Annotated in this window: 31 protein-coding genes and 2 pseudogenes; 13 read left to right on the forward strand and 20 right to left on the reverse strand. The window is 58.4% G+C overall.

Going from position 1 to position 25,720, the window contains the following annotated elements:
- Positions 1 to 167 precede the first annotated feature (167 nt).
- From IEX84_RS13345 to IEX84_RS13355, 3 genes are all read left to right on the forward strand, one after another.
- Positions 168 to 1,151 (forward strand): 5-methyltetrahydropteroyltriglutamate--homocysteine methyltransferase, encoded by a 984-nt coding sequence (locus tag IEX84_RS13345; protein WP_188873060.1) that lies wholly within the window; start codon positions 168 to 170, stop codon positions 1,149 to 1,151.
- The gene (locus tag IEX84_RS13350) at positions 1,148 to 2,203 is read left to right on the forward strand and encodes a methionine synthase (RefSeq protein ID WP_188873061.1); all 1,056 of its coding nucleotides are present in this window, start codon (positions 1,148 to 1,150) and stop codon (positions 2,201 to 2,203) included. The genes IEX84_RS13345 and IEX84_RS13350 overlap by 4 nt, the downstream gene beginning before the upstream one ends.
- Before the next feature lie 94 nt (positions 2,204 to 2,297).
- Entirely contained in the window at positions 2,298 to 2,813 is a 516-nt protein-coding gene (locus tag IEX84_RS13355) for a TOBE domain-containing protein (RefSeq protein ID WP_188873062.1), read from the forward strand.
- Here IEX84_RS13355 and IEX84_RS14620 read toward each other — a convergent pair.
- Positions 2,791 to 3,095: pseudogene (locus IEX84_RS14620) on the reverse strand (hypothetical protein). The gene IEX84_RS13355 and the pseudogene IEX84_RS14620 sit on opposite strands and share 23 nt — an antisense overlap.
- 200 nt (positions 3,096 to 3,295) lie before the next feature.
- Between IEX84_RS14620 and IEX84_RS13360 the strand changes: the two are divergent.
- Entirely contained in the window at positions 3,296 to 3,463 is a 168-nt protein-coding gene (locus IEX84_RS13360; RefSeq protein WP_188873063.1) for a DUF1931 family protein, read from the forward strand.
- Between the two features lie 219 nt (positions 3,464 to 3,682).
- Here IEX84_RS13360 and IEX84_RS13365 read toward each other — a convergent pair whose 3' ends face one another.
- Positions 3,683 to 4,936, reverse strand: a complete 1,254-nt coding sequence (locus IEX84_RS13365; RefSeq protein ID WP_188873064.1) for a Cdc6/Cdc18 family protein — start codon at positions 4,934 to 4,936, stop codon at positions 3,683 to 3,685.
- Positions 4,937 to 5,549: 613 nt separating this feature from the next.
- On the opposite strand from IEX84_RS13365, the gene IEX84_RS13370 reads away from it, so the two are divergent.
- On the forward strand, positions 5,550 to 5,873 hold the full coding sequence (locus IEX84_RS13370) for a hypothetical protein (RefSeq protein WP_188873065.1): 324 nt from the start codon (positions 5,550 to 5,552) through the stop codon (positions 5,871 to 5,873).
- Between the two features lie 141 nt (positions 5,874 to 6,014).
- Here the strand turns inward: IEX84_RS13370 and IEX84_RS13375 are convergent, their stop codons facing one another.
- The 4 genes from IEX84_RS13375 to IEX84_RS13390 all read right to left on the reverse strand — a co-directional run bounded on the left by IEX84_RS13375 (position 6,015) and on the right by IEX84_RS13390 (position 9,784).
- The gene (locus IEX84_RS13375) at positions 6,015 to 6,821 is read right to left on the reverse strand and encodes a hypothetical protein (protein WP_188873066.1); all 807 of its coding nucleotides are present in this window, start codon (positions 6,819 to 6,821) and stop codon (positions 6,015 to 6,017) included.
- 443 nt (positions 6,822 to 7,264) lie between these two features.
- A complete protein-coding gene (locus tag IEX84_RS13380; protein WP_188873067.1) occupies positions 7,265 to 8,092 on the reverse strand; it encodes a DUF6159 family protein in 828 nt (275 codons plus the stop codon).
- Positions 8,093 to 8,188: 96 nt separating this feature from the next.
- Complete coding sequence (locus tag IEX84_RS13385; RefSeq protein WP_188873068.1) at positions 8,189 to 8,986, reverse strand: DUF7847 domain-containing protein; 798 nt, start codon at positions 8,984 to 8,986, stop codon at positions 8,189 to 8,191.
- Between the two features lie 48 nt (positions 8,987 to 9,034).
- Positions 9,035 to 9,784 (reverse strand): hypothetical protein, encoded by a 750-nt coding sequence (locus IEX84_RS13390; protein ID WP_188873069.1) that lies wholly within the window; start codon positions 9,782 to 9,784, stop codon positions 9,035 to 9,037.
- A 226-nt stretch (positions 9,785 to 10,010) separates the two neighbouring features.
- Between IEX84_RS13390 and IEX84_RS13395 the strand changes: the two genes are divergently transcribed.
- Positions 10,011 to 10,223 (forward strand): hypothetical protein, encoded by a 213-nt coding sequence (locus tag IEX84_RS13395; RefSeq protein WP_188873070.1) that lies wholly within the window; start codon positions 10,011 to 10,013, stop codon positions 10,221 to 10,223.
- A 481-nt stretch (positions 10,224 to 10,704) separates the two neighbouring features.
- Here the strand turns inward: IEX84_RS13395 and IEX84_RS13400 are convergent, their stop codons facing one another.
- From IEX84_RS13400 to IEX84_RS13430, 8 genes and pseudogenes are all read right to left on the reverse strand, one after another.
- Positions 10,705 to 11,025 carry an AzlD family protein gene (locus tag IEX84_RS13400; RefSeq protein WP_188873071.1) on the reverse strand — a complete coding sequence of 107 codons (321 nt, stop codon included), beginning with the start codon at positions 11,023 to 11,025 and terminating at the stop codon, positions 10,705 to 10,707.
- On the reverse strand, positions 11,018 to 11,728 hold the full coding sequence (locus IEX84_RS13405) for an AzlC family ABC transporter permease (RefSeq protein ID WP_188873072.1): 711 nt from the start codon (positions 11,726 to 11,728) through the stop codon (positions 11,018 to 11,020). Before IEX84_RS13405 ends, IEX84_RS13400 begins: the two co-directional genes overlap by 8 nt.
- Before the next feature lie 159 nt (positions 11,729 to 11,887).
- The gene (locus IEX84_RS13410; protein ID WP_188873073.1) at positions 11,888 to 12,538 is read right to left on the reverse strand and encodes a helix-turn-helix domain-containing protein; all 651 of its coding nucleotides are present in this window, start codon (positions 12,536 to 12,538) and stop codon (positions 11,888 to 11,890) included.
- A 1,025-nt stretch (positions 12,539 to 13,563) separates the two neighbouring features.
- A complete protein-coding gene (locus IEX84_RS13415) occupies positions 13,564 to 13,839 on the reverse strand; it encodes a PadR family transcriptional regulator (RefSeq protein ID WP_188873074.1) in 276 nt (91 codons plus the stop codon).
- A gap of 146 nt (positions 13,840 to 13,985) precedes the next feature.
- Positions 13,986 to 14,921 carry an ImmA/IrrE family metallo-endopeptidase gene (locus tag IEX84_RS13420; protein WP_188873095.1) on the reverse strand — a complete coding sequence of 312 codons (936 nt, stop codon included), beginning with the start codon at positions 14,919 to 14,921 and terminating at the stop codon, positions 13,986 to 13,988.
- 836 nt (positions 14,922 to 15,757) lie between these two features.
- A complete protein-coding gene (locus IEX84_RS13425) occupies positions 15,758 to 16,420 on the reverse strand; it encodes a hypothetical protein (RefSeq protein WP_188873075.1) in 663 nt (220 codons plus the stop codon).
- Between the two features lie 12 nt (positions 16,421 to 16,432).
- Positions 16,433 to 16,555 carry a hypothetical protein gene (locus IEX84_RS14785; RefSeq protein WP_268237670.1) on the reverse strand — a complete coding sequence of 41 codons (123 nt, stop codon included), beginning with the start codon at positions 16,553 to 16,555 and terminating at the stop codon, positions 16,433 to 16,435.
- Positions 16,556 to 16,828: 273 nt separating this feature from the next.
- Positions 16,829 to 17,008: pseudogene (locus tag IEX84_RS13430) on the reverse strand (transposase); the annotation flags it as partial.
- A 573-nt stretch (positions 17,009 to 17,581) separates the two neighbouring features.
- Between IEX84_RS13430 and IEX84_RS13435 the strand changes: the two are divergent.
- Complete coding sequence (locus IEX84_RS13435; protein ID WP_188873076.1) at positions 17,582 to 17,908, forward strand: hypothetical protein; 327 nt, start codon at positions 17,582 to 17,584, stop codon at positions 17,906 to 17,908.
- Positions 17,909 to 18,104: 196 nt separating this feature from the next.
- On the opposite strand, the gene IEX84_RS14925 is transcribed toward IEX84_RS13435, so the two are convergent.
- Complete coding sequence (locus tag IEX84_RS14925; RefSeq protein WP_407647618.1) at positions 18,105 to 18,407, reverse strand: hypothetical protein; 303 nt, start codon at positions 18,405 to 18,407, stop codon at positions 18,105 to 18,107.
- Between the two features lie 112 nt (positions 18,408 to 18,519).
- Here IEX84_RS14925 and tnpA point away from each other — a divergent pair, with 112 nt between their 5' ends.
- From tnpA to IEX84_RS14625, 4 genes are all read left to right on the forward strand, one after another.
- Positions 18,520 to 18,909 (forward strand): IS200/IS605 family transposase, encoded by a 390-nt coding sequence (gene tnpA / locus IEX84_RS13440; protein WP_188873077.1) that lies wholly within the window; start codon positions 18,520 to 18,522, stop codon positions 18,907 to 18,909.
- A complete protein-coding gene (locus IEX84_RS13445) occupies positions 18,906 to 20,141 on the forward strand; it encodes an RNA-guided endonuclease InsQ/TnpB family protein (protein ID WP_188873078.1) in 1,236 nt (411 codons plus the stop codon). Before tnpA ends, IEX84_RS13445 begins: the two co-directional genes overlap by 4 nt.
- A 237-nt stretch (positions 20,142 to 20,378) precedes the next feature.
- Entirely contained in the window at positions 20,379 to 20,933 is a 555-nt protein-coding gene (locus tag IEX84_RS13450) for a DUF7342 family protein (protein WP_188873079.1), read from the forward strand.
- Positions 20,934 to 21,121: 188 nt separating this feature from the next.
- The gene (locus IEX84_RS14625) at positions 21,122 to 21,385 is read left to right on the forward strand and encodes a hypothetical protein (RefSeq protein ID WP_229732381.1); all 264 of its coding nucleotides are present in this window, start codon (positions 21,122 to 21,124) and stop codon (positions 21,383 to 21,385) included.
- Between the two features lie 85 nt (positions 21,386 to 21,470).
- Here IEX84_RS14625 and IEX84_RS13460 read toward each other — a convergent pair whose 3' ends face one another.
- Positions 21,471 to 21,734: a hypothetical protein gene (locus tag IEX84_RS13460; protein WP_188873081.1), complete on the reverse strand. Its 264-nt coding sequence runs from the start codon at positions 21,732 to 21,734 to the stop codon at positions 21,471 to 21,473.
- Between the two features lie 171 nt (positions 21,735 to 21,905).
- On the opposite strand from IEX84_RS13460, the gene IEX84_RS13465 reads away from it, so the two are divergent.
- Complete coding sequence (locus IEX84_RS13465) at positions 21,906 to 22,328, forward strand: helix-turn-helix domain-containing protein (protein ID WP_188873082.1); 423 nt, start codon at positions 21,906 to 21,908, stop codon at positions 22,326 to 22,328.
- Positions 22,329 to 22,485: 157 nt separating this feature from the next.
- Here IEX84_RS13465 and IEX84_RS13470 read toward each other — a convergent pair whose 3' ends face one another.
- The 4 genes from IEX84_RS13470 to IEX84_RS13485 all read right to left on the reverse strand — a co-directional run bounded on the left by IEX84_RS13470 (position 22,486) and on the right by IEX84_RS13485 (position 23,809).
- On the reverse strand, positions 22,486 to 22,776 hold the full coding sequence (locus IEX84_RS13470; RefSeq protein ID WP_188873083.1) for a UPF0175 family protein: 291 nt from the start codon (positions 22,774 to 22,776) through the stop codon (positions 22,486 to 22,488).
- Positions 22,777 to 22,873: 97 nt separating this feature from the next.
- Positions 22,874 to 23,083, reverse strand: coding sequence for a hypothetical protein (locus IEX84_RS13475; RefSeq protein WP_188873084.1), 210 nt, complete (start codon positions 23,081 to 23,083; stop codon positions 22,874 to 22,876).
- A gap of 61 nt (positions 23,084 to 23,144) precedes the next feature.
- Positions 23,145 to 23,408, reverse strand: coding sequence for a DUF7389 domain-containing protein (locus IEX84_RS13480; protein ID WP_188873085.1), 264 nt, complete (start codon positions 23,406 to 23,408; stop codon positions 23,145 to 23,147).
- A 17-nt stretch (positions 23,409 to 23,425) separates the two neighbouring features.
- Positions 23,426 to 23,809 carry a DUF6166 domain-containing protein gene (locus IEX84_RS13485; RefSeq protein WP_229732382.1) on the reverse strand — a complete coding sequence of 128 codons (384 nt, stop codon included), beginning with the start codon at positions 23,807 to 23,809 and terminating at the stop codon, positions 23,426 to 23,428.
- 440 nt (positions 23,810 to 24,249) lie between these two features.
- Here IEX84_RS13485 and IEX84_RS13490 point away from each other — a divergent pair, with 440 nt between their 5' ends.
- On the forward strand, positions 24,250 to 25,623 hold the full coding sequence (locus IEX84_RS13490; protein WP_188873087.1) for an MEDS domain-containing protein: 1,374 nt from the start codon (positions 24,250 to 24,252) through the stop codon (positions 25,621 to 25,623).
- The last annotated feature ends 97 nt before the right edge of the window (positions 25,624 to 25,720 follow it).

A 25,720-nucleotide genomic window follows, 5' to 3' on the forward strand; every position in this document is an offset into this window, starting at 1 on the left:
CGCCCCCGCCTGCGTCCGTGGTTCGGTGATCCCGGAGACCGTTTTTGCGTCCCCGCGCGTCCCGTGTCGGTTCATACCCTTCGGTAACCCGGCCGAGACACAAATAACTAGTGGGAATAGGCAACGGCAGTATTATTATCAAACAGCATCGCATCGGTGGCGGATGTATGGAGCAATTCGCGACGACGGTCGGTCTGTTCCCGCTTCCCGACGGGCAACGGGAGCGACTCGCCGAGCTGAAGGGCCACCAGAAATCAGACCTCATCGACGGCGACGAGAAGCCGGCGGTACGGGAGGCGTACTCGGCGACCCAGGGTCACTACATCGACCGCCAGCGCGAGGCCGGTCTCAACCGGATCGTCGAAGGCCAGGGGCGATGGGACGACCTGCTCGCCCATCCGCTCTGCGTCCACGATAACGTCCGGACGGGTGGGATCGTCCGCTACTACGACAACAACAACTTCTATCGGGAGCCGATCGTGACCGGCGAGCTGACGCCGAACGGGGACGTGCCGGCCGAGCTGGCGGCCGCGTCGGAGCGCTGTGACGACCTCCATGCGGTGCTTCCGGGGCCGTATTCGCTCGCCGGCCTCGCAAGCGACGAGCATTACGGCTCGTTCGCGGCATTGCTTGATGGGGTCGCGGGCTTCCTCGCGGGCGAGGTCGCCGCGTTCCCCGACGCCGTCGAGACGCTCACCCTCCTCGAACCCGGGTTCACCACGGACCCCCCGGACGCAGCGACGCACGACCGGATCAGCAAAGCTATCGACACCATCGCGGCCGCGAGCGATGCGGAGGTGATCGTCCACACGTACTGGGGAATGGCTGGCGAGGACCTGTATCGACACCTCCTCGACACCGGCGCGGATGGGCTCGGCTACGACCTCGTCGCGGCCCCGGACGCCGCGGGCGACCTCGTTGCGGAGTACGGCGCACCACCGCGTGTCCTCCTCGGTGTCGTCGACGGCCAGAACACGCTCATTGAAGGGCGTGAGACAATCCGCGAACGGGTACGGCGATTCGAGGAGCGTGCCGCGACCGATGTCAAGGCCGCGTATCTGACGCCGAACACGGGGCTGTTCCATCTGCCGGTGAGCAAGTTCGAAGCGAAACTGGATGCGCTCGCCGCGGCCGCGGGGGGTGCACAATGACGGGTCGCGAGCGCTTCCGGCCCGCCGACCACTCAAACGACCACTTCCTCCTCACCACCGTCGTCGGCTCGTATCCGAAGCCGACGTGGCTGAATCGGGCGCGCGACCTGCGCGACGACGACGACTCCTCCGACTTCGACGCCGACGCGTGGGACGAAGCCGTTCGCGACGCGAGTCGCGCTATCACGCACGAGCACGAACACACCGGCCTCGACGTCGTCTGCGACGGCGAGATGCGCCGCGAGGAGATGGTGGAGTTCTTCGCCGAGCGTATCGAGGGGTACGAGTTCAACGGCCCGGTGAAGGTCTGGGGACACAACTACTTCGACAAACCGAGCGTCGTCTCCGAGGTCGCTTACGACGAACCGTGGCTCCTCGATGAGTACGAGTTCAGTACCGATGTCGCACAGCGCCCGGTCAAGGTGCCGATCACCGGCCCCTACACCCTTGCGTCGTGGAGCTTCGACGAGGAATACGGAAGCGAGGAGACGCTCGCCTACGAGCTCGCCGACCTCGTCAACGAGGAGCTCTCGCGCCTCGTCGCGGCCGGCGCTCGCTACATCCAGATCGACGAGCCCGCGCTCGCGACGACGCCCGACGACCACGCCATCGTCGGCGAGTGCCTCGAACGGATCGTCGCTGATCTCCCCGACGACGTTCGTGTCGGCCTCCACGTCTGCTACGGCGACTACTCGCGGATCTATCCCGAGATCAACGACTACCCGATTGACGAGTTCGACGTCGAACTCGCCAACGGGGACTACGAGCAGATCGACGTCTTCGCCGACGGCGACTTCGAGCCCGATCTCGCGCTCGGCGTCGTCGACGTCCACACGACCGACGTTGAATCCGTTGAACAGATCGAGGCGAACATCTGCGAGGGATTGACAGTCGTCCCGCCGGAGCGACTCACGATCAGCCCCGATTGTGGCGTCAAACTCCTGCCGCGCAACGTTGCCCGCGAGAAGATCGAAAACATGGTTCGCGCCGCCCGGAACGTCGAGGCGGCGCTCGACGCCGGCGAGATCGACCTCGACTGTCGGACGGTGTGACGCGGATGTCGCGTCCCCGCATGCGACTTCGCCCATAGCGGGCGATCCGTCACGCCGGGGCAGTCGCGTTCCTGCGCACGCGTTGACGTCCGCTATGGCGGCGAACTTCCAGCAGGTCGCCCCACTACAGACACTCTACGATTATCCAGCCAATCGGTTCGTCACCGAATTCATCGGTGAACCTGCGATGAACGTCCTCTCGGTGGGCGTCCACGAGCACGACGGCCGCGTCGTCGCCGTACATGACGGAGTCACCCTCACGCTCCCTGACGGAAGCGGCCTCGACGCCGCCACGGGGACGGACTGGGCGTTCGGTGTCTGCCCCGAGGATGTCTCGATCGCCGGCGCGCTCCCGGGGGATGTCGAGACGTTCACCGCGACGGTCACCGTCCGCGAACCACTCGGCGAACAGCTCCTGATACACTGCCAGGTCGGCGGCGAGGAACTCCGCGTGAAAGTCCCCCCACGAAGCGAGGTCGCCGTCGGCGAGTCAGTCGAACTTAGTGTCGACACCGCACGCCTCCATCTCTTCGACGGAATGAGCGGGGACGGATTCTATCACTCGACACCGCACGATGACCCGACCGTCAAGCACGTCGCCGCCGACTAATGCGCACCCCATTCCCTCGCCACTGCCAGTAGTAGTAGCGGTTGTCGTTGATTTCTTTGGTGGTGAGCGTCGCTCGCGTCGGAACGTCGTCCGGCAGCTCGTCGAGACGGCCCCTACTTCATCCTGATCTTCCTCTCCAAGTCGAGCCTCGCGCTCACGGTACTCGGCAAGCGCGTCGGCATAGCGCTCAGCCGCTCGGAGTTCCTCCGCCGAACAGCCCTCCAGCGATTCGACGAGGTCACGTGAGAGTTCCTGTGGTGGTGTCGGTGGCGAATCGGGCATCGTGTGGTTGTCTTAACCAACAATTCAGGGGTTGCTTAGGTGTGTTAGTTAAAGCGCTGGGCAGCCATCAAACCACGAACAGACATCCTGCAGAGCCGGCTCGGGTCTCAGTTTGCACCGGTCTTCTTGTTAGCTGATACACTCCGATTCCCCCCGTCATCCCTTGCTTATAAGGGGTAGACAGGTGAGGTTGATACTGTATGTCGGAATTTGTCGTTAAGGCTGCGGTTAAGGACGCACTGTCGGAGAAGAATGTCGCTGGGGATTTCTACGAGGCGCTGGACGAGGAAGTCGAAGAGCTCCTGGAAGAAGCAGCTGCACGCGCCGAGGCAAATGGACGCAAGACCGTCCAACCGCGCGACCTCTAAACCTCACCCCGCTCTGTCGAATCCACAACAGTAGTGGTTCACAGGGTTTGAGCGCAAGGCACTCGCCTCGCTCATCTGTAGAACCGGGGTCTCCTAACAGACTCTGGGGGAGTGACACATAGTGGGCGGAAGCCACCCCTGAAGAGGTGGGAGGATGTCAATCAGAGTATCCTGCAGTTTGCTCAGAGGAGAGGGGGTATCGGAGTGTAACGACTCAAGCTACTCGAGTCGGGTAGTTATCTTACTTAGCCGGTCGTCATCACCGACCTTATCGATGACTAGGTCTGGGTCAACCGAGAGACTGTACATGTTCGTCATACCACGTCCACGACCTCGGCCACGACGGTCGCCTTCGAGGATGTTTCCGTGGACAAGGTCGTTGAGTTTCTCCCGGAAGGTCCCTTGTTGATACGTATCCGCACCGATCTGTTTCGTGAAGCGCTTATATCGACGATAGAGTTCTGTAGTTCCTTCGGGGGCGTCCCCGGCGCGCTCTGCTTCGAGAACAGTAAGAAGAGCGATCTTCCGCTGCGTCGTCTCACCGCGGATGCCTTTCCCGATGGTTTCTTCTTGGATTTCTTCGCGGGCCTCACGGACGTGGGACTCCTCAACAGTGTCACTGCCGTTGTCCAGAGCGAGATCACATGCGGTCGATAGGAGGTGAATTGCTTGGCGGGCGTCACCGGTGTCTTGCCCAGCAAGCGCAGCACAAAGTGGTATTGCGTCGTCTGAGATTACGTCGCTACGGAGATGCTCGGAGTCTCTGATACCGTCCTCGAAGTTCGTATCGCGAAGTGCGCGGCATGCGCGTCGGGCAAGGATATCGCGAAGCTGGTTCGCGTTATATGGGCTGAAGACGACTTCACGACTCCCTAGCGACGACCGGATGTCCGCGTCGAGATTCTCGTGGAACTGATAGTCGTTCGTAATGCCGATCACACCGATCGAGACACCGTCGATCGACGCGCGAGGGAGTTCGTAGAGGACGTAGTTGTCCTCTTGGATACCGTCGATCTCGTCGAGGACGATAATAACCATTCCGCCGATCGCCCGAAGGTCGTCCGAGAGCATCTCGAACAACTCGACTTTCGTCGGGCCGCGCGGTTTCTCGACCGTCTTGTCGTAGCGGGCTTCGCGAGCCTGCTTGACGAGGTCCGCGAGGACGTTCCACGATTTTCCCGCGCCCTTGCAGCTGACCCGAAGGACGGTGAGAGTGACGTCACCCTCCGTATCGGCCCACTCCTGAAGTTGTTCCGTCTTCAGATTGACCCCGACCGTCTTCCCTTGTCCCGTCGGGCCGTAGACGAGGATATTCCGTGGCGATCCACCGAGGGTAATCGGCCGGAGAGCAGAGTGAATGCGGGAGAGTTCGTCCTCTCGCTCCGGAAGCTCGGTCGGTTTGTACGTATCCGGCTCCGGGTCGAGGACGTCGACGTCTTCGTAAATCCCCTGTTCGGCACCGAACGGTTCCATGGTACCGACCCAATACACTACGTCGCTATAAATCCATGGGAGTGAACAGAGTGACGAGAGTGAACAGAGTGACGAGAGTGGACGGAGTGATGGAGGGGGTATCGGAGTGTATCGACGGCCAAATCAATGCAAGATGGAGAGCAAGCAGAACAAAGCCTGCTAGCAGAGATGGAGGATGAGAAGTACCCCGGAGGGGGAGGGGGTATCGGAGTGTAATTCTCACAAAGGTCTCCCCCAGTAAGGACGAAAGAGCAAGTACAGCAGAAGCCGTAGAGTAGCACGAAACAGCCTTTCAGGCACGATATAGCCGCTTCTCTATGTCTGATAGCATCAGCACGGTAATATTATTATAACGTTTTCTATTAACGTTAAGTAAGTAAGTAACAGTATAACAGGGATACAGTCCCCAGTAGACCAATTCCATCCATTATTGGCGTTCGTATATTCCCTCTTTCTCTGCCCTGCTTCTACCGGTCTTTATACCTATCCGACTACTCGGTTCGGACCCCACCACACTCGCACAGGTTTACACTCCGATGCCCCCTCCCCCCGCCACCAGGCTGATTAACCAACAGGACTTTCTCCTTGCGATTCTGTTGGTTAATCCTAGGCTATGTCGTATTCAGAGCCGACGCCGCCCCAATCTCTCCCGAGCGAACTGGCCGAAACTCTTGAGGACTGTTCGACCAACGAGCTTCGAGCGGTCGAACGATACGCGGAGGCTCTCGCCGACTATCGCGAGCGGGAAGAACATCTCGCCCAGGAGGACAAGGACTCAGTTCAGGAGCGTCCCGAAGAGATGCCCGCGGATGTCCCAACGCGAGCGACGCTCACAATCAAGGAAATAAACGACAACCGCTACTACTACTGGCAGTGGCGGGAGGGTGACAAAATCAAATCTCAATATAAGGGACCGGTCGATGCCGACGACTCGTGACCTCTGTGCGCCGGTCTAGTTGATCGGCTCTTCGACTGACCGGCCATTGATCCTGTTGGGATTTACACTCTGATCCCCCCCCCCTCCCTACGTCAGTTTCACTCCGTAGTTTACACTCCGATACCCCCTCCCCACCACGGTTCACTCTCGATTTTGAGGCAGTCGGCCATCCGGCCGCGGGACTTGTCCGTGCTTAATCTCGTAGTCGACGCGGCGGAGGTGCTTGCACCCACCATCGGGTTCTCGCTTCTGGTAGTCCGGACAGGTACACGTCTTGGCGATCACGTCGACGTCGTAGACGCGTCCGGACTGCGAGCAAACTTCGTACTGGCCCCCCTTCGCGAGGAGTGAGATGGCCATCTCTTCGTCGAGTGCGCGTTGTGTCCGTGCTTCGAGGCCTCCCGTCTGCGCTGGGTCGCTCACGGCTTCGCGAGCTCGGACGTCGCCCGCACAGCCACCGTTGGGTGCGACCGCTTGTGTGTCTCGTTCGAGGCGCTCGTTGAGTCGGTCCTCGACGGGGTGGCCGAGTGGCCAGCAGTAGTGGACTTCGCGACGGCTCTGATACTCGTAGGCGCCGACGTCGACGGCGTCGCCCGACCAGACGCGCCACGCGCCGAGCGCACCCATCACGTCGCCGACCGCGCGCGGGACGTGTGCGACGTCGTCGGGGTAGAAGACGCGGAATCGCGTGCAGTCCTCTCGGACGGGCATTTCGTCCCACCAAGAGACCGTTGAGCGCCAGGTGTCCGTCATCGCCGCGTCCCTCCCGTACCCGACAGTTACGTCGACTGCCGGTGAGCGCGGGCCGGCGTCGCCTTCGAGGAGACGAAGGACGGCATACCGCAGGTATTCGTGGAGCGAGTTAGCGACGCCGTTCGCGACCGCCGGGTAGTTGTTCGCGACGTGCATCGCTTCCTCTAGGAGCGTCTCGAGATTGTGTTCGGGCATTGTTCGAAAGCGGGGGTCTGTGCGCCCCGCTCCTCGCGGGCGCCAACAAGCTTTAACCAACACTCGCGTCGAAATCGCGCAGACTGTTGGTTAACGATGACTTCTTTCTGTACTCTATTTGCAGAATCGGAGATTCGGTTTTAATGAGTAGGCCTGTAAGTCGGACACTACCAACTAGCGACGAGACTGATAGAGTCCCCAGCTTGAGACGAAAATCACGAGCAACCAAGCACCAGATGCAATCATTCCAAGCGTTCCAGATTTACCACTAACTACTCTATAGGTCTGTATTGACCCTGCTATACACGCCGCGATAACGATGAGCTACCACCGACGTTGAGTGATTTCACTCATCTTGTTATATATCCTACAGAGTATAGGGGTGGCTACAATCCGACGGTGGATGTACTCTTGAAAGGCATACCGCTAGTTTCCTAGTGTTGTCACGAGTCGGGGAAGACGCTGTTGGGGTCGCGAGTGGCGAACGGGCCGACGCGGCGGCCGTCGGTCGCGTATTCGTAGAGGGCGGTGCGTGCGACCATACCGAGGACCTGCCCCGCAACGATCGCAGCGACGACGACGAGAAGGCCGAGTCCCCCGAGGACCCACGCAGCAGCGCCGTGGAGGCTGAGGTAGGCAGCCCCAAGCAGGACGATGCCGACGACTGCAATCGGGAGGACGACGAGTGAGACGCCGAGTGAGGCGCTGACGCTCTCACCCCACGTCTCTTTGAATGCGTGTCCGCTCTCGCGGAGGATGGTGCGGAGGTCGGCGGTGTCCTCGACGGCGATAACGGGGATGACGAAGAAGGTGAGGAGGCCCCACGCGAGGTCGAAGACGAGGCGGGCGGCGCTCCCGAGGAACCCGAATTTGTCGTCGAGGATGTAGAGGACGGTCCCGAGGGTGGCGGACGTGAGTGCCCAGATGGCGATAGCGCGACGCGAACGCCACGCGGACTGCAGGCCGCCGCGGACAGTCGGGTTCTCGCCGTCGAAGTATTGGAACGCACAGTGTGCGACCGCGACGTTGAAGAACGCACCCAGACTCGACGTGAGCGCAAGTCCAACGAAGATCGCGGTGTACTTGATGAGATCGTTCGTGAAGAGCGATTCGACGAGGCCGTAGTGGAGGGCGATCCCGGCCGCGACTGCAAACCCACTTCCGACGAACAGGAGACTGCACAGCGGGAGGACTGCCAGGCGGGGATTCGCCCGGAACACGTCGAGACTCCCGTCAACGACGTCGAGTCCACGACTGAAACGTCCGGACATACACTCACGTCGTTATTCAGGGATGATAAGTCTTCATCCGCGAGACACACGAAGATCCAGTCTGTTGTCGGCACAGTACGGACTATGACGGGGGTCTTACCGCGTGAGAGCGCGGTAGAACGCCACCGAGTAGACCGAGAAGAACCCACCGAGTAGCACAGTGAGACCGAGGACGACGAACCCACCGAGAACAGCGATGGGGAGCGCTAGCTCGGGCAGGTGGAAAACCGATGCTGTGCGTGGGGAGAGCAGGAGTGAACCAAGAGCAGCGATTCCACCGAGGAGGCCGCCCAGAATTCCGCCGATGATGGCGTAGCCGAGTGTGCTCACGAGATGGTGGCGTACCACGGAGGCACTATGTTTGAGGCCGTCAATCGCGTCGTAATCGTCGAGAACGATTGCCTGCCCGTAGAACTGGACGAAGAAGATGAAGAGGACGTACAGCAGGATCACGATTCCGACGACCGCCGCGATGGCGCCGAGAGCGAGCAGATTCATCGACTCAAACCCGCCGCTGGCCAGGACTAATACGCCGCCAAAGAGACCGACGAAGAACGCGATAATTCCGAGGACGAAGCTGACCGCTACGAGGAGGAGGTAGGCGACGAGAATCTGGACGTAGTTCGCCTTTCCTTCCGTGATGAACGTCTGGAGGGAGGTCCGGCCATCGAGGGATTCGTTAGCCATCGCAATCGTGCCACCTTGGAAGAAGGGAATCACCACGATGAAGACGAGTGACATCGCGAATGAGACGACGCTACTCAGCAGTGGATTGATCGATTGGAGGGCGAGCTGTGGTACCTGGACGAGGGCCAGGGCGAGGATGGGGACGAACAGGACCGGATTCCGAGCGAGCGCGCTTGGCGTCCGGCGGAGGGCATTCAGGACTGCCATAGTCGGCGTATCGTCGAATAGCGTGAAAAGAATTATCGAGCTGATTCGTTAGATGACGAGGAGGGCGAGGCCGAGGAGGAGTCCGAAGCCGCCGATGGCGAGACCGACGAGGGAGGTTTTCGCCATTCGGAGTACAGTCGTTGCGGGTGATCGATCGGAGACGACGAGCGGGTCGATGCTGTCGCCGTCCTCGGTGACGTTCCCGACGACGGTCACCTCGCCATCGGGCATCGCTTTTTCCTCAGTATAGCGGCGCGTCCCGAGTGAGAGGAAGCGCCGGATCGGCTCGAGAACCGACGGTGGGGTTCGCCAGATCGTCGTCGAGGGGAGCGCGGACGTCTGCTGGTCGAAGCGTTCGATACGCTCCGGTGGCCTCTCGTCTGGAGTGACCGTCGCGACAGTCTGCCGCTCAAGGGTGACGGTTCGCGCCGGTGCGACGACGTCGATTCTGCCTTCAGGTGTGTGGACGCGGAACGGCGTCGAGCGCGCACGCTCGTAGACCGTCACGAACCACGGCAAGAGGAGGGGACTTAGGCGGCGTTCCTCGACGGCATAGCGGAGCGCGAAGCAGTGCTCGCCACTGAAGGGCGCGAGGAGTGCGTCTCCGGGTCCACGCTGTGCTGTGCCAGCGACTCGCACGAGCATCCCCGCCGCGGCGCCGTCGAGTGACGCGACGTCGATGGCTCTGTAGATGCTCGTGGCACGCCATACGTATCGCGCGCTGAACGCGAGGACGACGACGCCGACGAGGACCATAACGCCGCCGAACAACTGGCTGCCGGAAAGTGGGAGGGCCATAGCGACTGACGCGCCGCCAACCGTATCGGTCTATCGCTCACCAACGAAATGCCCCCTCAGGCACTCTAGCAGCGTCTCTCAGAAATGAGACTCTATCGAAATCCTATCCGTCTAACACCATCGCCGCTGAAACAACCGTTAGGTAGGTGTGCGAACCGAACAGTCAGTTCAGCTCACGCAACGCTGCCCCAGTTGTTTTTGCCTCTCGAAGACATGTCCGATACAGATGTCTGAGGAGTCCGACGGCACTGACGGAGAACGGATCGTCTTCGCAATGCTGATTGGAGTGACGTTCGGAGCGGCACTCGGAACGACAGTTCTCCAAGATATCACACAGGGTATTGTTGGTGGTGTCGTCGTTGGAACCCTCGCTGCGCTCGTCTTCCCAGAGCGGACAGACCGGCTCTTCGAGACGGTCACAGACAAACTCGAAGAATAAATCTGCTGTACAAATATGTTGCAAACGGCGCTAGTCTATCTTGGATTCGTCCTGACGCCGCTCCCGGGGCTCCTCGCGCTCCGCCTGTTGTTGCGCTCTGGTCTCGTCACTGAGGGTACCGAGGAACGTGACGTATGGTTCGCCGACGAGTCACAGTCGCTTCACTCCTATCGGTCATGGTCCCACAAGGGACTGACCTGGGCCACGTTCTTCGGCGTCTGGTGCCTCACACTGGTGCTCTACGTCTCCCTCGTCGATCCGCCCGTCTGAACGCCGGCCCACAACCCTTGCTGTGAGCGAGGAGCGATGAGACAAGGGCGGGGCCGCGTCCAGCCGCCGTGGTCCCGAAGAGAGGTAGTCGCAGACAAAGCCCGGCACGCGACGCCGATCACGCGACCTCACTCAGTTGGCCGGTAGCGTCCAGTTATCGCCGGAAACGGATGATTCGGGGCTAGATTCAACAGGGCTGCTCTTCTTGGCGTCACGCGAACACCGGCAGATGGCGGAGGAGTAATACGACCCCGATTCCCGCGAGCATCGCGTAGAGGATATTTCCAGAGCGCCACGCGACGACGAGTGCGGCGAGTGCGGCACCCCATTTGGCGGGACCACCTTTTGCGAGTTCGGGCACGATGAGCGACACCAAGATGGCACCTGGGACGTAGCTCAACCACGCTTGGAACCGAGGGGTCAGCTCAAACCGGCTTACTAACCAATACCCTCCGACCCGGGTGAGATATGTTCCGACTGCCATCCCAACGATAGCGATGAGTGTGACTGTATTCATCTGTATCTTAGACATATTCATCCCGGACGACGCCAGCGATACTTCCCGTTAGTCCGCCGACGATGATGTACCAGTTCCCCGAAACCACGACAGACGAAACGAGAGCGACCAACGCCGCGATACCGACAGGAACAGCATCTTCACGTCCATCCCACACACCTGCCAAGAGGGCGATGCAGACCGCGATAAACGCCATGTCCAGTCCGTATCTGGCGGGGTTCTGGATGAGGCCGCCGATAGAAACACCGAGGGCAGTCGAACTGATCCATGCAATGAACACGATGAGGCCGCTTCCGAGAAGGAACGCGGCGTCGTTCTCGCCGTTTGATCGGGCACGCATCGTCAGTCCCCACGACTCGTCGTTCAGGAAATAGAGCATCCCGTAGGTTTTGCGGGGAGTAAGCCGCTTGAGCCATGGCTGAATCGACGCACCCATCAAAAGATGGCGAAGATTCACGGCGACAGTTGTGACTACGATAGCGATAACTGGAAGCGGTGACTTCCAGAGATCGAGCACGACGAACTGCGCGGACGCAGCGAAGACTGAGGCGCTCATCAACACCGCTTCGCTGAGTCCAAGTGACGACTGCCGTGCGAGAACCCCGAAGACGATACCGTAGGTGAATACACCGAGCGCGATCGGGGTACTTTGTCGGACCCCCGCGCCCAGCCCCTTTCGACTAAACTCCGCTCTCTCTGACTCGTTGTCCTCTACCATAGTTCACCCAGTCCACTGCTTCTCGGCGTCTTCTATCATGGATGAGGTCTCGGTCTGTGGTTAGCTCAGTGAGCGAAATGCTCCAGACCTTAGTAGCAGACAAAGGAAGAACCGAGAAGAGATTCACCCTACTATACTCGGGTGAGGTGCCTACCTGGACTAGTCTTGCGCTTTAGGCGGGTCAAGGAGGTGGTTCTCAGCCGAGCGGAGATGTTCGAGGAATGTCGTTTTCGAGACCCCAAGGTCGTCAGCAAGGGCCTGCACGCTCGTTTCTCGTGGCCATTCGTAGTAACCGTTCTGCCGTGCCAGCTTGTAGGCTTGGCGCTGACGTGGCGTAAGCTCATCCAGTCGGTCTTGAAAGGACGACTGGGACCGATCTTGGTCAGCCGGTGTAACTTGTTCCAGAGTGATGTCCGCATCGTACTCCTTCTCGATCTCATCTATTCGACGACCGAGACTAGATCGATCCATTTGCACCAAGAGCGGCCAAAGCTCCCGTCCGTCTTCCATCTGCGACGCTCCATTGAGTACGAATCCCCGGGAGAAGAAGGCCGGACCGATACCCTCGGTAAACTCGTATTCGATAAATACATCCTGTGAAACTGTTCCAATAGCGGACTCTGGAGCGATGCTCTCCGTTGGCGTTGACTGCACTTCCCGAACATGGCTTATCCGGGTGGATTCTTTCGCAGTCTGGACAGCGTCACCCACCTGGTCTGGCGTCTCTCCATAGATAGCGCACCGCTCGTACGCCCGCCGACCGTCGATCACGCTCCCATATCCAAGAACGCCGGCACCCGTCTCCTCCATGACCTCGGCAGACCAACAATCTGGATGCCACAGCTCCAATTTCACGCTAAGAAGCTCGCGTCTCGGTGATGGCACTACATTAACACTATTGCGGTTATCCAAAAAGCATCTGTTTTGAACCCGAGTATAGTCGGATAAGATTAGTCCCCTCTCTGCTTAGAAGACGCGAACGCACCCACTACGTCGTATAACCAAGCGGGTAGGACTCAATGGCTCTGCTGAAATCCAATTGTTCCGGTACTTTCCCGATGAACTAGCCGTTAGGTAGGTACGCGAGTCAATCAGCGACAGGACGGTAGCTATCAAGTCTCCACGCGCACGATACTGGTATGAGGAAGATACTTGTCAACCGCACGTATTTTCTTAATTAATGGCCCCTCCAGTATCCCGCCGTACGGTGCTTTCCGTTGGTTCCATTGCTGGTCTTAGCTTTCTTGCCGGCTGTCAAGGGTGGGCGAATTCTGCGAGTCCGAGTAGTTCGGATGAAGCCGAAATCAACCAGGGCGACGACTCCCTTGGACTCGCTTACTCAAAGAGTCATACATCGTTCCCAAGCGAGGAGGAGGCTCACAGCGGATGGGTCCACATCGTGAGCGACGGTGACTCAGCAGATTTAACGTTTGACGTGCGTCTCTGTGACGAGTTAGGGGAGGTTGAACCAAAGCTGACCCATTCCATTGGGAATGAGTTCGTCTTGAGATTCAACGTCACGTCTGGATTCAGTAGCGGAACGTCGTCCAGTAGAACGACCAAGGAATCGCAATGCAGTTCCGTAACTCACCTTGTCGGTGGAGCAAATGTGCCGAGTGACTGGGAAACGCTCACCGTCGCGGTGAACAACGTCGAAATCCAAACGATCGAGCGGTCAGGAACGATGCCAGAACTTCGGCCACTTCCAGACCCAGTACGCCCTCGATAGACCCCACCTGTACTGAGTGGTAAGTCCCTCACCTATACCTAACGATGAGCCAGACCAGTTCGATTAGTGGCTGAGGCGCTCAAAGCTGACAAACGTTGGATCAGTCCTACAGGTCGACGTACTGGTTCTCCCACTCGCGGCGGGCTTCAAGTTCGCGGCGGCCGCGTCGCGTGAGCGCGTAGGAGTTGGTTCGCTTGTCGATTTCGCCTTTGTCAACGAGCCCTTTCTCAACGAGGGTGTCGAGGTTCGGATAGAGACGGCCGTGATGGACTTCGGTCTCGTAGTACTCCTCAAGCTCCTCCTTGATCGCGAGCCCGTGCGGATCGTCGAGGCTGGCGATGACGTAGAGCAGGTCACGCTGGAAGCCAGTGAGATCGTTCACTATATCCATTTAGAATTGTCTACATATTAGCGTATCGGATACAGCCGCGCCGAGTAGGAAAATTGCCACCACACCGGCTTTTCCATTCACTAATATTGGATAGTTGACTGAAAAGAGGTGCCTCCTAGTGTGAGGAGTTTGGGTCGCTATGCGGTCTTTGAATCGACGACGTCGATGAGCTGTTGGGCTGTCCGGCTAATGCGGCCGAGTCGCTCCCGGATTGCCTCAGGATCGTCGCCGGCCCAGGCGGCGAGGTAGAACGACGAATTACTCGTGTCGAGCCCATAGTGGCGGCCGACGATGTACGCGACGGCTTCCGCTTCGAGTTCCTGCTCGGAGCGCGCCAGTGGGTCGCTGATGGCGCCATGGAGGAGGGCGTGTGCGAGTTCGTGGACGAGCGTCACCGCGAGGTCTGCCTCGTTCGCACGATCACGAACCTCAACGAGTGGTGGTTCATCCGACTGACGCGGCTTGCAGATACCCTCTACCTGCCCATGGATCCACTCGTCGGCGTTGACGAGCCGCACCTCGACGTCGAGTTCGGCGGCTGCGTCTTCGAGGACGGTGACGAGGTCGCCGGCGTCACCCGTCGCCGCCGTCTCAAGTTCGGGCAGTGGCTCGCCCTCGGTCTGCGAGACGTCGAAGACCGATGCCGGCCGAAAGCCGACGAGTCCCTCTGACCACTCTTCGGGTGGCGTCTCGTCGTACTCACAATCATTCCGTTCGTGGTAATTCGGCGAGTTCTCGCACTCCGGGCATTGCTTCGTAATGATGGGTGCCCAGATCCAGATGGCGCTCTCGCCCTCCTGGACGTGTCGGTCGAACTCCTCTTGCCACGCTCGGTAGCCCGCGACCTTCGTCGCCTCCGGACACTGGAGGGTGATCAGGAGGGTGTTCCGGTAGGAGTAATCGTGGAATCGACTCTGGACATCCAGCCACTCTTGGAACGCTTCGCTTCCGCGTGCCTCCTCGACGTGCGTGATGAGATCCTCGACCCACACCTCGATTGTTTCGGTCATCGATTCGCTTCGCGAGCTTGAGTCCTCGAACGCGACCGCTGACTCCGATTGTGCGTCACTCATGGATTTGTTCGCGACGACGCGCCTCGTGGGCGCGCCCGCATCCCTCTCCGGGGCCAACAAACCCGATCCGCGAGCCGACCCCTCTCTTGGGGGTGGCTGATGCTCATCGAACCCTCCTCGTGCTTCTGTCAGCCGGACTGGTAAGGAGGATCGAATCAACTCGTTCGCTGTCCTTAGTCAGACTGTCTGTCGGAATACGGCAACCCACCGGTGAAGGAGTGTTGTGAGACCGCTTACTGTTGATCAATCCTACGTCGAGCAAGGTGCTGGAGACGCCACTGTCCCATGACTTACCCGTGTGGCAGTTGAATACAACCCTACACACCTCAGTATGCCTCCTGGAGATTCCTCCGAGCAGCAGACGGATGACGTCCACAGTCATCCGCCGATTCAGTGTGACGCGTGCGAGTCTGCGCTCCACTCAAACAGCAGTCACACGGTGTCCTTCCTGCTCCTGGATCAGCTTACGCTCCCGCTCGTTGGCTGTGATGCCCACCGTGAGCAGTTCACCTCTATCTGTGAATTTACTACCGAGAACACAGCTGAACTCCTAGATTATCGGCCGGCCAGCGGTCTCAATTGTCCCAGCTGCCATCTCGCACCCCATTCTCCAAACCAATCCGTGGTCCCGGTCCAGGACGGCGCCGTTGGCATCCTTGCTTGTCCAGAACATCAAGCAGAAATCATTGATCGGTTCCACACAGGCCTTGCCACGCAACAACAGCTAACGGAATCCCTCAATCCGACACAATAGGTCTCTCAGACCCGAATAGACAGACTCCATAGGTGGAGCAGGCCCAATGCCCCAGGGCTTAGCCCCGAGGCGGCTCACACGTTCATGCCCTGTTTTTCTCACACCACGATTCGAACGCATTCTCAAATTCACTGAACAAGTTTCGGTGAAAGTCCCCAATATACGGAAGTGGATACCGTTGATCTCCGTCTGGTGCATGCGCTAAATAGTCACCAGCGCTATCAAGATCGCCTTTCGGAGTTACCTCGAAATCCCGCTTCTGAAAATATAACTGGTAGCAATCATTTCCATTCTGTGTCCCTTGGTGCTCAACTTTCAGACACCAATAATCTCCATGCTGGAAGTCGTTCCGCAGACCCCAGAGAAACGTCCCTCGGCGCACGTACTCGGGTGCCGCTTTGTCATCACGTGATGGGAGAAAATAGCCCTTCCCGATCTGCTGGCTCAACCGCTTGTTCAGAATAGAGCGAATCTGCTCATTATACGAATACAATGATGAGACGTAATTGTGTACTCGACGGTAGACTTCGTTCTCCACATCTGTGTCTGTGGCTCCTTTTTCGACGACGATCAGCCCCATCGTCGAGATATCATCGCACATCTGCGCCAGTTCGTGAAAATTCCCGTGGACGATATAGGCGGAGGACCGCGCTCGCGTAAGGTCGCGGTTAGTAATCGGGTCTTCCGGACCGTTCGTATGGTCGAGTAACTGGTCAACAGTATTCAGTGACTCAGGCTCGCCCATCAGAAAGTACCGCTATTCAGCGTCCGAGTCGCTTGACATCTTCCCTGCAGCCACGCGGTCCTTTCGGAGTTGCTCCACAGATTGCCCTGTTGTCTCGGCCAGCTCGTCTACCGTGGGGATATCCTTCAGGGCCATTCGTTCATCACTAGGTTCGTCGCTTTCCCAATTATACCTTTCGCACCTACCGATCGATCTGGTTGATATAATGTTGAATACAGGGGGTTTCAGCAGAGGGCTCTGTTGAAATCCTATTGGTCAGCCACTATCTGCTGTGAAACAGCCGATAAGTGGGGTTGCGTACTTAACGAATAGAGGGGCGAATATTTGGTATGAGAACCATTGTATGACCCCCTTAGCCGCTAATATAGTAAACTGGAGATAGATTTATGGCAGTCCTTCTATAAATTACTGATCATTGAACGTGCGGTCACAATCCTTACACAGATACCGCTGAAATACCCGATAGCTGCCGTGCCGAATCCGTGATTCGGCACGGCAGCGTGGGCAATAGACGCCGTCACGCCAGCGAATCTGTGCTAGCAGATTCGCGGCCTGACGCTCCGAGACGAACGTCTTGATTGGCATCATCGTTCGTCGGGTGACGCGGCGCGTCACCCTTGCCCGCTGTGACTTCTAGCTACTGCTCAGAACTGACCAACAATCCTCTACTCAAGAGCGATCCACTATGACCACCTCAGCGCTACCTCAGCAGGGCCACCGGGATGGTCTCCGCTAGTGATCAACGAAACTTCTGGGTGAACTGGGATGAGGACTCAGTCGAAGAACGGATCTCTACCTTATCTCTGGCACGTGGAGTACCCAAAACTTCTGTGAACTACTATCGGAGACCATCCCTGGAGAAGCTCAGTTAGCCCTTGCTGAGGGTACATATCCGCTCGATCGGTCGCCTGCTACGAGACAGTGGCGAAATTCGTCGGGGCTAAACACGTACGACTCAGCAATATCAACGCTCCCCTACGCAAGAGCGCAACACAACAATTACTTACCTCTGATTCGATGAAACAATATGAGTGAAATATCGTCAAGAGACCGATTAGACGTTGTCCTTGTTCTCTCTATTGCTAACTTTCTTCTTCTCCTTAGGCATACAATTCCCGATAATATTAGATCGGCAATAATAACATTTTTAGTTCTATCTGTATGTCTTTATATATTGTATTATTAGAGATTATTGAACATAATGGTAGTCAATATATGTCTTCTTTCGTCGGCAATTCAAGCGATTTAGAAGGACAAGCACGTTATTATCAGGCCGCACTATCCCCAGATTCGCATGATGGAGTTGTTTTACGGGCTTATCAGGATGTTGCTCGTGCCGCTGACAAATTAGCTGAGCAGATCTGTGACGAGCACATTATATCAGATACAGTTTGTGTCTACCGTTTTGAGATTGATGATGAAGAGATGGTTAATCAAGGAGACAATCTGGAGTACCGAGTGTATCTCAATGAGACAAAACTTCTATAACGTCGTTCTAAAGTAACTCGGACACGGTGTTCGGTAGTTATTGTCCTAAAGAAGGTGCCAAAACCGGTGAGTCAGCATGCTGTGCTACACTTAATGAACACCCAACCTTGGCTTTGAGGCTGGATCTGGACAGGGGAACTACGCTTCCAACTCTGTTACGCCTAGCCGGGGTATCGGTTGGAATCCCGCTTCAGGACTAGTCGTCGAAGAGGCAGCGTATTGCGGCGTTTTCGCCGGTGAGTGTCTGCTGGTCTTCGGGGGTATCGGGGAAGAGCGCGGCCTGCTCGTCATCCTCACTTGAGTCCTGTACTTCGGGGCGGTCGTCGACGCCGAACTCACTGGCCTCAGGTCGGTCGCGTCGTGACTCGCGGTCGCGATGGTCGACGTCGGCGCCGAAATCCTCGAGGGATGTCTCGACGCTCGACTCCTGGACTTCAAGTTCGCCGCCGTCACTAAACGCTGCTTGATATAGACCGAGAGCGCATACCTCCGTCTTCAGGCGGAGGTCAAGCGATAGGCATAGTGCGTCAATCCACGAGTCCCGCCAGTACTGGATTTCTCACGCTACACCGAGGGTATTAAGATGCTATCGAACTATAGTGTACATACGGATGAAGAGCACACGGCACGCGACCTACAGCCTCAACTACCACATAGTGTGGGTGTCGAAGTACCGCAACTCGGTACTCGTCAATGGGGTCGCCGACCGTGTACGAGACATCCTCCACGAAATTGCTGACAACAAGGGCTTAGAGATAATCGACCTGACCGTTCAGCCCGACCACGTTCACCTGTTCGTCAGTAGTCCACCGAAACACGCCCCATCACTGCTCGCTAACTGGTTCAAGGGTATCAGTTCGCGGAAATACAACCACCGACACGCCGACCATGACGGCGAGAAAATCAAGTGGGCACGCGGCTACTACGCAGGAACAGCAGGCCACGTTTCGAGTGAGACTGTCGAAAAGTACATTCAGCGACACGAGGAGGACGAACAGTGACCGAACTCACCGAGACGTTGGAACTGAAGCTCGTGGAACCGAACGCCCACAAGCATCGGAAACTCTGTGAGACGAAACGAGCGTATCAAGACGCGCTCGAAGCCGCGTTCACCGCAAACTGCACTACACAGTCGGCGGCAAACGACGTAGTAGTTAACTACGATCTGAGCGGGTACGCGAAGAACGCGCTCAAAAAGTACGTCCCGCAACTCTGTGGCGGAAGCTACGACGCAAAAGAGCTCCACGATGACCATCCCGTTCGGTTCACGAACGAAGGCCCGAAGCTCGACCACAAGCCACAGAACGCCATCGAGTGGTACGTCAAGATTCCGCACCACGACGACTACGACCTCTGGTTGCCCGCACAACCGAACCCGGAACAGCGAGAGTGGTTGGAAGCATTGCACGCGGGAGACGCGACGATGGGTGAATGTCGGCTGTTCGACCGTGACGGCGAGTGGTACTTCCACATCACGGCGACACGGGACGTGGCGGAACGAGAAACCAGTTCGGCGGAAACGCCGATTGGGGTAGACATCGGGGAAGCCTCTCTAATAACGGTGTGTCACCGTAATGAGCGCGGCTCCCCGACTGCACCCAACCTCTGGAACGACGAAGGCAAGACGGTTCGACAACTCCGTGAGACGTACTTCACGGCGACTCGACGCCTTCAGAAACGCGGAAGCGAACGTATCGCAGAGTCCTACGGCGACGAGCTGTGGCGACACATCGACCACATCCTTCACACGGTCACGTCGGAGGTCGTCACCTACGCTGACCAATTCGAGAACCCCGTCCTGGTTCTGGAAGACTTGACGCACATCCGTGAGAACATGGACTACGGCGCGTTCATGAACCGCCGTCTTCACGGGTGGGGGTTTGCGAAGATGCACGCTCAGGTCTGCTACAAAGCGGCTGAGAAGGGCATTCGCGTTGAAACAGTGAACCCTGCGTACACCTCGAAGACGTGCCACTGTTGCGGAGAACAGGGCTCCCGTCCGACGCAGGCGACGTTCAACTGTTCCAACTCGGAGTGTTGGGTTTCGGAGTACCACGCAGACGTGAACGCCGCGCTCAATATTGCAGACCGCTACCTCAGCGGAGAGAGTCACTCAAGAGAAGACACGAGTGGCGATGACTCGGCTGAGGAAGGGGGACGTTTGACCGTCCCACAAGACGGCCACGCCGATGCTGACACCCAGCAAGCGACGCGTGGACCGTATGCGTCTTGAAACCTTAGGGCCGCGCTCGGCCTGAAATCCCATGGTGGGATTCCCGCGTCTTCAGGCGCGGGAGGAGGTCAAGGTGGACCTCTGGGTTTGGTGTGTCGCTCATCAGTGAGAGCTTCCGCTCGCTCCGGCGGCTCGACAAACCTCACGCCGAAGTGAGCTACACCCAGCGTCCACAACGCAGACGATATATGCCGACTGAACCAAACATATATCTTCTAATGGCTACTACGGGTGTGTATGAGCGAGGAGTCCCCGACGCCCGGCCCGTCATCCGACGCGGATAGTGATGCACGAAGCCGGTGGACGGCTGAGCGAACCACCTTCCAGCGCGTCTACGACGTCGTCACGACGCTCTCGTCCTATGAGACTGTGAGCGAGATCGCCGAGCAGGCAGCGTGTTCGACGGACGGGGCGCGCGACGCACTCACGCAGCTCGTCGAGATGGACATCGTCGAGACACGTGGCAGTCGCCCGGCCGAATATCGGCGTAACGAGGCGTACTTCCGCTGGAAACGCATCGAAGACCTCGCCCGCGACCACACCCCGAGTGAACTCCGCACCCAGATTGACGAGCTCATCGAGGAGGACGAAACACTCCAGGAGCGCTTCGACGCGCCCAGCCCTGCTGCTGTCTCACCCTCCGAGTTCGAGGACGTCGACCACGAGGCGATTCACGACCGCTGGGACGCGCTGAATCGCTGGCGGAGCATCCGCCACGATATCGAGGTTCTCCAGCAGGCCGCCCATCGCGCTGAACAGCGCCGAGACACCAGCGACACCGCCTCCGCCTGACCCCGCTCTTCTCGATGTCGCCACCGACTCCCGATGACTCGGTCCCGCAGGGCCGTCTCGACACGACGACACTCCGCACACTCGGCCGTCGCGCAGCGACGCATCCACTCGTCACCGCGTGGTCCTTCGAACCGACCAGCGCCTCACCTCGCTCTCTCGAGATCACCCTCGACGCGGACGCCTACCCAGTGGACGTTGATAGTGTCCGGCTCGAAGTCCACTGGTTCGACACCGACGACTACTACGTCCACTACATCGAGACGCGCGATACCGAGTACTACCAGTGTCGGTGGGACCGCCATCCGAAGACGGACGCGCCCCGCAGCCATTTCCACCCGCCGCCGGATGCTGGGACTGCCGTCGAGTCACCACTTGGGACGGACGCGCTCGACGTCCTCTTCACCATCCTCGACTGGGTGCGCGAGCGCGTCGAAACGCTGCATGCAGCGTGAACAGACAGCCACTCGCTGATTGACGCACGTTCTCCAGAGGCGGGGGTGACTCGCACCTCAAAACCGTTCGACGCTACCCAGCTAGCTACTCACTCCCAGCCGTGTCGTCGCCCTTCACGGCTGTGATGTCCGCCGCGACGTCCCTGACGTGCTGCTGGTGCTGCGCCGATGTCCCGACGTGCTGGGCCGCTTCAAGTTGGTCGTCGACGACCGCGTTCTGCTGGGGTCCCCAGACCTCTGGTGGCTCAGATTTGATGTACGCCACCCAGCGCTTGACGGCCTTGATGCGTTGCTCACGGTTCCGCTCGTGTTTCTCGTTGAGGGCCTCTCGCACGTTTGCGTCGCTCATATTCGTCCTCCACGTCCAGTTGCGACATCTACTCTTCGAGTCCCTCAAACTAAGACTTTCCTCGAAGCGTGTCGAGGTGGTTCTCCAGATACTCGACAGTTTGAACGAGCCGAGAGGGGAGCACACCCATTCACCCGCACACTTATCCACCAGCACACCGTACTAGGCGGTATGCCGATCGATATCGAGGAGTTTGAAGACGGCGAGGAAGCGGAGCGGACGACCGCTGAACTCATCATCGAGTTTCTCCTTGAGAACCGCGATACCGCGTTCACTCGGAGTGAAATCGCAACCGCGATCGACCGCAATCCGAACACGGTTGGGTCGAACCTCTCACGGCTCAAGGAGAGAGGGCTCGTTCGGCACCGCAAGCACCATTGGGCGCTCACCCGTGACCTAAGTCGAGTCGCGGAGGCGATTCGGTTCTCCGATCTCCTCTCGACGCTCACACTTGAGCATGAGCCTCTCATCACGAGTGAGGAGGAGGCAGAGGCGTGGGCAGACGCCCAACCGACTCAGCCCCATCCCTCGGGGACAGACGATGAGGAACAATCCAGTGGGGGCCGCGCCGCCCAGCAGTCCTCGGACCACTGATGCAGGCAGCTGGCCGTGACTACCAGCCGGGAGACGTCGTCTGGACGGTCGACCCGTGGCAAGGCCGGCTTACACCTAGTCAACTACTCGATCTCGACCGCTGGATTTTCGCAAGCGAGCTTAAGATATTGTTGTCGACGAGCACACTCACTCCCCGCTATAGGTTTTCGAGGCGCTCGGACCGCTCCTCGTCGGTAAGAATAGCGACATCGCGGCTAACGCCGCGGTCGCGGAGAATCTCTTTGAATTCTGCGGGACTGTAGCCGGCGAGTTCGGCAGCACGGTTGAGCGAGACGCTTCCGGTCTTGTATTGCTCGACGGCGAGATCGACGCGTAGCTCGGGGCGCTTCTCCAGAAGGGCACGGAATGCTTCCTCGAGGAACTCTTCCTCGGAGGCAAACCGTCCTGACTGCTGGAGGAGTTCGATGTTGTCTTCAACGTCGATCATAGTCTGAATACTCCGTATACTCTCTTGGTGAGCCATCCGTATAAAGCCGGAGGTGAACCCCCTGCTTCCGACGGATGCATCCGCCGACGACGGACATTCACTTTGCCCGAAGTTCCGCTGCCTGCTGTGCGAGCCAGCGGAGGATGGGCTCGCGATTCTGGTGTGCGTTCTCGTAGGCGACGCACGCTTGGACGGTCTGGACGTTGGGAATCGTCACGATGCACGCACGGAGGAGGTCGAGGTTCTCCGGCGCGAGTCGCTGTTCGGGCGTGAGTGTGTTCGCGTCGTCGCTCTCTGGGTTGGACATGATGGACGCCTCGCCCGCCCGCGGCGACGACAAACGCGACCAGAGGCTTCGATGCTCTCTTTTACTCGTCCTCAACCTCGGGTTGGATCTGTCGCACATCGTCGGCGAGCCGGTGCAGATACTCCCGAAGGATGTCCATGTCCTCACGGGCGTCGGCGAGCGTCTCGGCCTTCACTTTGCCCTTGATTTTGTCTTCGTCGCGCGTTCCGGAACCGCGTTTGAGTTGGACGGTGATCGAGACGCCGACGTCGGTACGTTCGACGTGCTGGGTTTCGGTCGGCTGGTCGGCGGTCGCATCGCTCGAAGAATGAGTCGTATCGGACATCGTTGGTGTGAGGTTGGCTAGGCAGTCGGTGCGACGTCGTCGGGGAGGACGTGCTCGATATCGGCGTCGGTGAGCATCCAGGTGCCGTCGGCGCCGTACTCGAGTTGGCCGATGACGTCATCTTTGAACGTCTGATAGTGTTCACGGGCGAGCGCCGCGTTATCCGTGTAGTCGAGGAGGACAGCGAGTGCGAGCTGTGCCGGGCCACTCCCGCGATAGCCGACGGCGAAGCCGCTCGGACTATGCCGGGCAATTCGGAGGCTACGCTCCGGCGTGAGGCGCTCCCCACCAGGGTGCGTCGTCACGACCGTCTCGCCCTGCTCCCGGGAGCCGACGTAGCGAGTCTCGCCCTCTTGGTGTGTAGTCTGTGCCGTCGCGTGGTCGTTGAAGGTGCCACTCATCGTTCGGTGCGAGAGCACCACTCAGGCACTCCCGCACCCCTCTCGGGGGCGACAAACACGACGGTGGTCGCGACCTATCCAGTTTAACCAACACAGTTCTGGTTCTACTCCTCATTGTTGGTTAACGCGCTATCAGACAAATATCCAAATGTGTCTAATAGAGTCTGAAACGCCACTAAAGTGGATATTTACACTTTGCACACGCGGTGTCTGCTCATCGAGCCGTGTGATTGCATCCACCAGAAGCTGTCGTGTCCGCTGATACTCAAACAGCAACGGAGAGCTCGGTGTCCCTCTATTAATACCGATCAGTCAGACCAGATTCTCGTTGAAACAGCTGCTAGGTAGGTATGCGGCGCCACTAAGAGAATTGTTGAAATCTAATCGACCTGTTACATAGTGGCGCAGTTTTATGGTTTCATCTCAAGAGGGAGATAATGATGGAACAGTCCGAGGCGGAGTTCGCCCCTGAGATGGCGCGCCACGCGACTGCCGCAGACCTCCGTGCCGAACTCGGGTCGCATGATCTGTCACGACATCTCGCACTCTTCTACCGGTCGAACGAATCCCAGTTGGCTGCCGTCACAGCCTTCCTCGTTAAGGGGCTCCAGTCAGGGCACCGCTGTGTCTACCTACTCGACGTCAACACCGCTACGGACATCAAATCGGCACTCCGAAGAGCTAATGTCGACGTCGAGCAACGCATCAACGCTGGAGACTTCGTCATTCGAGACGCCGAAGAGGTCTACCTCGAATCTGGTTTTAACCCCACCGAAATGGTCTCGACGCTCGAAACCGAAGCGAATGCCAGCGTTGCCGACGGCTACAATGGATTGTGGATCGCCGGCGAGAACTCGTGGTGTTTCCACACCGACCAGTCGTTTGACCACATCGTTGACTTTGAGGCGGACTTCGATGCTGCCTGCCCAGAGCTCCCAGTTACCGCACTCTGCCAGTATGACCTTGATCGCTTCAACGGAACATCGGCTGCCAAGGCTCTCCGGACACACGCACAGATCATCTACCGCACTCAGCTCTGCAAGAACCCCTTCTACATCTCACCTGCAGACTATCGTTCGACTGATAACTCAGAGCTGAATGCGCAGCTGATGCTGGAGCAAGCGTACTCGCTGACGAACGCCCGCCGCGACATCTCCGACCGCGAACAACGCCTAGATATCGTCAACCGTGTGCTCCGGCATAACATCCGCAACGACCTGAACCTCGTGCAAGGGATCCTTGAGATGGTCAACGAGACGGAGTCGCTATCCGCCGAGAGCCACCAGCGGCTGGCAATCGCTATTGAGCATGCAGAGTCGGTCGTCGAGATGGCGGACAAAGCCCGCTACATCCAACAAACGACCGGCAATACGACGGTCGAACCCCAGCGGCTTGACTCCCTCATCAAGACCGCTATCGAAGAAGTGACAGCCGACTACCCGGCCGCTGATGTTCAGCGTTCTGGGGCGACCGGTGTGACCGTGCTTGCGGATACGAATCTCGACGTTGCGTTACGCGAAGCCATTGAGAATGGGATTATCCACCAAGACACGGATTCTCCAACTGTCGTCGTCTCCGTCTTGACGGCGAGAGAAGACATGGCCCAGATAGAGATTCGGAATGAAGGCTCCATTCCGAATGTGGAACGGTATACACTGGAGGAGGGAGCGGAGACCCCGTTAGAGCATTCGAGTGGGCTTGGCCTCTGGCTCATTAAGTGGATCGTTGAGAACGCCCATGGATCAATCCGATTCCCAGACTCAAACGCAGGTGAGGCATGCCTCCAGATCGAATTATATCTGGTTCCTTCATAGCAGAAGCCACCGGTAGAATCCAAGTTAGCGTATCCTCAAGAGCGTCGAATACTCCGCTGCCCGTTCCGATAGTGGTCCTAACTAACCCTGTCTCGAT

The organism is Halarchaeum rubridurum (assembly GCF_014647115.1).
Classification (GTDB): Archaea; Halobacteriota; Halobacteria; order Halobacteriales; family Halobacteriaceae; genus Halarchaeum; species Halarchaeum rubridurum.

Excerpts from the sequence above, each read along its gene's own strand:
- IEX84_RS13485 (WP_229732382.1), bottom strand. The coding sequence starts at position 23,809 with ATGAGTGGCACCTTCAACGACCACGCGACGGCACAGACTACACACCAA.
- IEX84_RS13425 (WP_188873075.1), bottom strand. The coding sequence starts at position 16,420 with ATGGGCGAGCCTGAGTCACTGAATACTGTTGACCAGTTACTCGACCAT.
- IEX84_RS13395 (WP_188873070.1), top strand. The coding sequence starts at position 10,011 with ATGTCTGAGGAGTCCGACGGCACTGACGGAGAACGGATCGTCTTCGCA.
- IEX84_RS13400 (WP_188873071.1), bottom strand. The coding sequence starts at position 11,025 with ATGTCTAAGATACAGATGAATACAGTCACACTCATCGCTATCGTTGGG.
- IEX84_RS13410 (WP_188873073.1), bottom strand. The coding sequence starts at position 12,538 with ATGGAGGAGACGGGTGCCGGCGTTCTTGGATATGGGAGCGTGATCGAC.
- IEX84_RS13350 (WP_188873061.1), top strand. The coding sequence starts at position 1,148 with ATGACGGGTCGCGAGCGCTTCCGGCCCGCCGACCACTCAAACGACCAC.
- IEX84_RS13470 (WP_188873083.1), bottom strand. The coding sequence starts at position 22,776 with ATGATCGACGTTGAAGACAACATCGAACTCCTCCAGCAGTCAGGACGG.
- IEX84_RS13480 (WP_188873085.1), bottom strand. The coding sequence starts at position 23,408 with ATGTCCGATACGACTCATTCTTCGAGCGATGCGACCGCCGACCAGCCG.
- tnpA (WP_188873077.1), top strand. The coding sequence starts at position 18,520 with ATGAAGAGCACACGGCACGCGACCTACAGCCTCAACTACCACATAGTG.
- IEX84_RS13375 (WP_188873066.1), bottom strand. The coding sequence starts at position 6,821 with ATGCCCGAACACAATCTCGAGACGCTCCTAGAGGAAGCGATGCACGTC.
- IEX84_RS13355 (WP_188873062.1), top strand. The coding sequence starts at position 2,298 with ATGGCGGCGAACTTCCAGCAGGTCGCCCCACTACAGACACTCTACGAT.
- IEX84_RS13405 (WP_188873072.1), bottom strand. The coding sequence starts at position 11,728 with ATGGTAGAGGACAACGAGTCAGAGAGAGCGGAGTTTAGTCGAAAGGGG.
- IEX84_RS13365 (WP_188873064.1), bottom strand. The coding sequence starts at position 4,936 with ATGGAACCGTTCGGTGCCGAACAGGGGATTTACGAAGACGTCGACGTC.
- IEX84_RS13490 (WP_188873087.1), top strand. The coding sequence starts at position 24,250 with ATGGAACAGTCCGAGGCGGAGTTCGCCCCTGAGATGGCGCGCCACGCG.
- IEX84_RS13435 (WP_188873076.1), top strand. The coding sequence starts at position 17,582 with ATGTCTTTATATATTGTATTATTAGAGATTATTGAACATAATGGTAGT.
- IEX84_RS13390 (WP_188873069.1), bottom strand. The coding sequence starts at position 9,784 with ATGGCCCTCCCACTTTCCGGCAGCCAGTTGTTCGGCGGCGTTATGGTC.
- IEX84_RS13420 (WP_188873095.1), bottom strand. The coding sequence starts at position 14,921 with ATGAGTGACGCACAATCGGAGTCAGCGGTCGCGTTCGAGGACTCAAGC.
- IEX84_RS13380 (WP_188873067.1), bottom strand. The coding sequence starts at position 8,092 with ATGTCCGGACGTTTCAGTCGTGGACTCGACGTCGTTGACGGGAGTCTC.
- IEX84_RS13360 (WP_188873063.1), top strand. The coding sequence starts at position 3,296 with ATGTCGGAATTTGTCGTTAAGGCTGCGGTTAAGGACGCACTGTCGGAG.
- IEX84_RS13465 (WP_188873082.1), top strand. The coding sequence starts at position 21,906 with ATGCCGATCGATATCGAGGAGTTTGAAGACGGCGAGGAAGCGGAGCGG.
- IEX84_RS13450 (WP_188873079.1), top strand. The coding sequence starts at position 20,379 with ATGAGCGAGGAGTCCCCGACGCCCGGCCCGTCATCCGACGCGGATAGT.
- IEX84_RS13475 (WP_188873084.1), bottom strand. The coding sequence starts at position 23,083 with ATGTCCAACCCAGAGAGCGACGACGCGAACACACTCACGCCCGAACAG.
- IEX84_RS13370 (WP_188873065.1), top strand. The coding sequence starts at position 5,550 with ATGTCGTATTCAGAGCCGACGCCGCCCCAATCTCTCCCGAGCGAACTG.
- IEX84_RS14785 (WP_268237670.1), bottom strand. The coding sequence starts at position 16,555 with ATGGCCCTGAAGGATATCCCCACGGTAGACGAGCTGGCCGAGACAACA.
- IEX84_RS13385 (WP_188873068.1), bottom strand. The coding sequence starts at position 8,986 with ATGGCAGTCCTGAATGCCCTCCGCCGGACGCCAAGCGCGCTCGCTCGG.
- IEX84_RS13460 (WP_188873081.1), bottom strand. The coding sequence starts at position 21,734 with ATGAGCGACGCAAACGTGCGAGAGGCCCTCAACGAGAAACACGAGCGG.
- IEX84_RS13345 (WP_188873060.1), top strand. The coding sequence starts at position 168 with ATGGAGCAATTCGCGACGACGGTCGGTCTGTTCCCGCTTCCCGACGGG.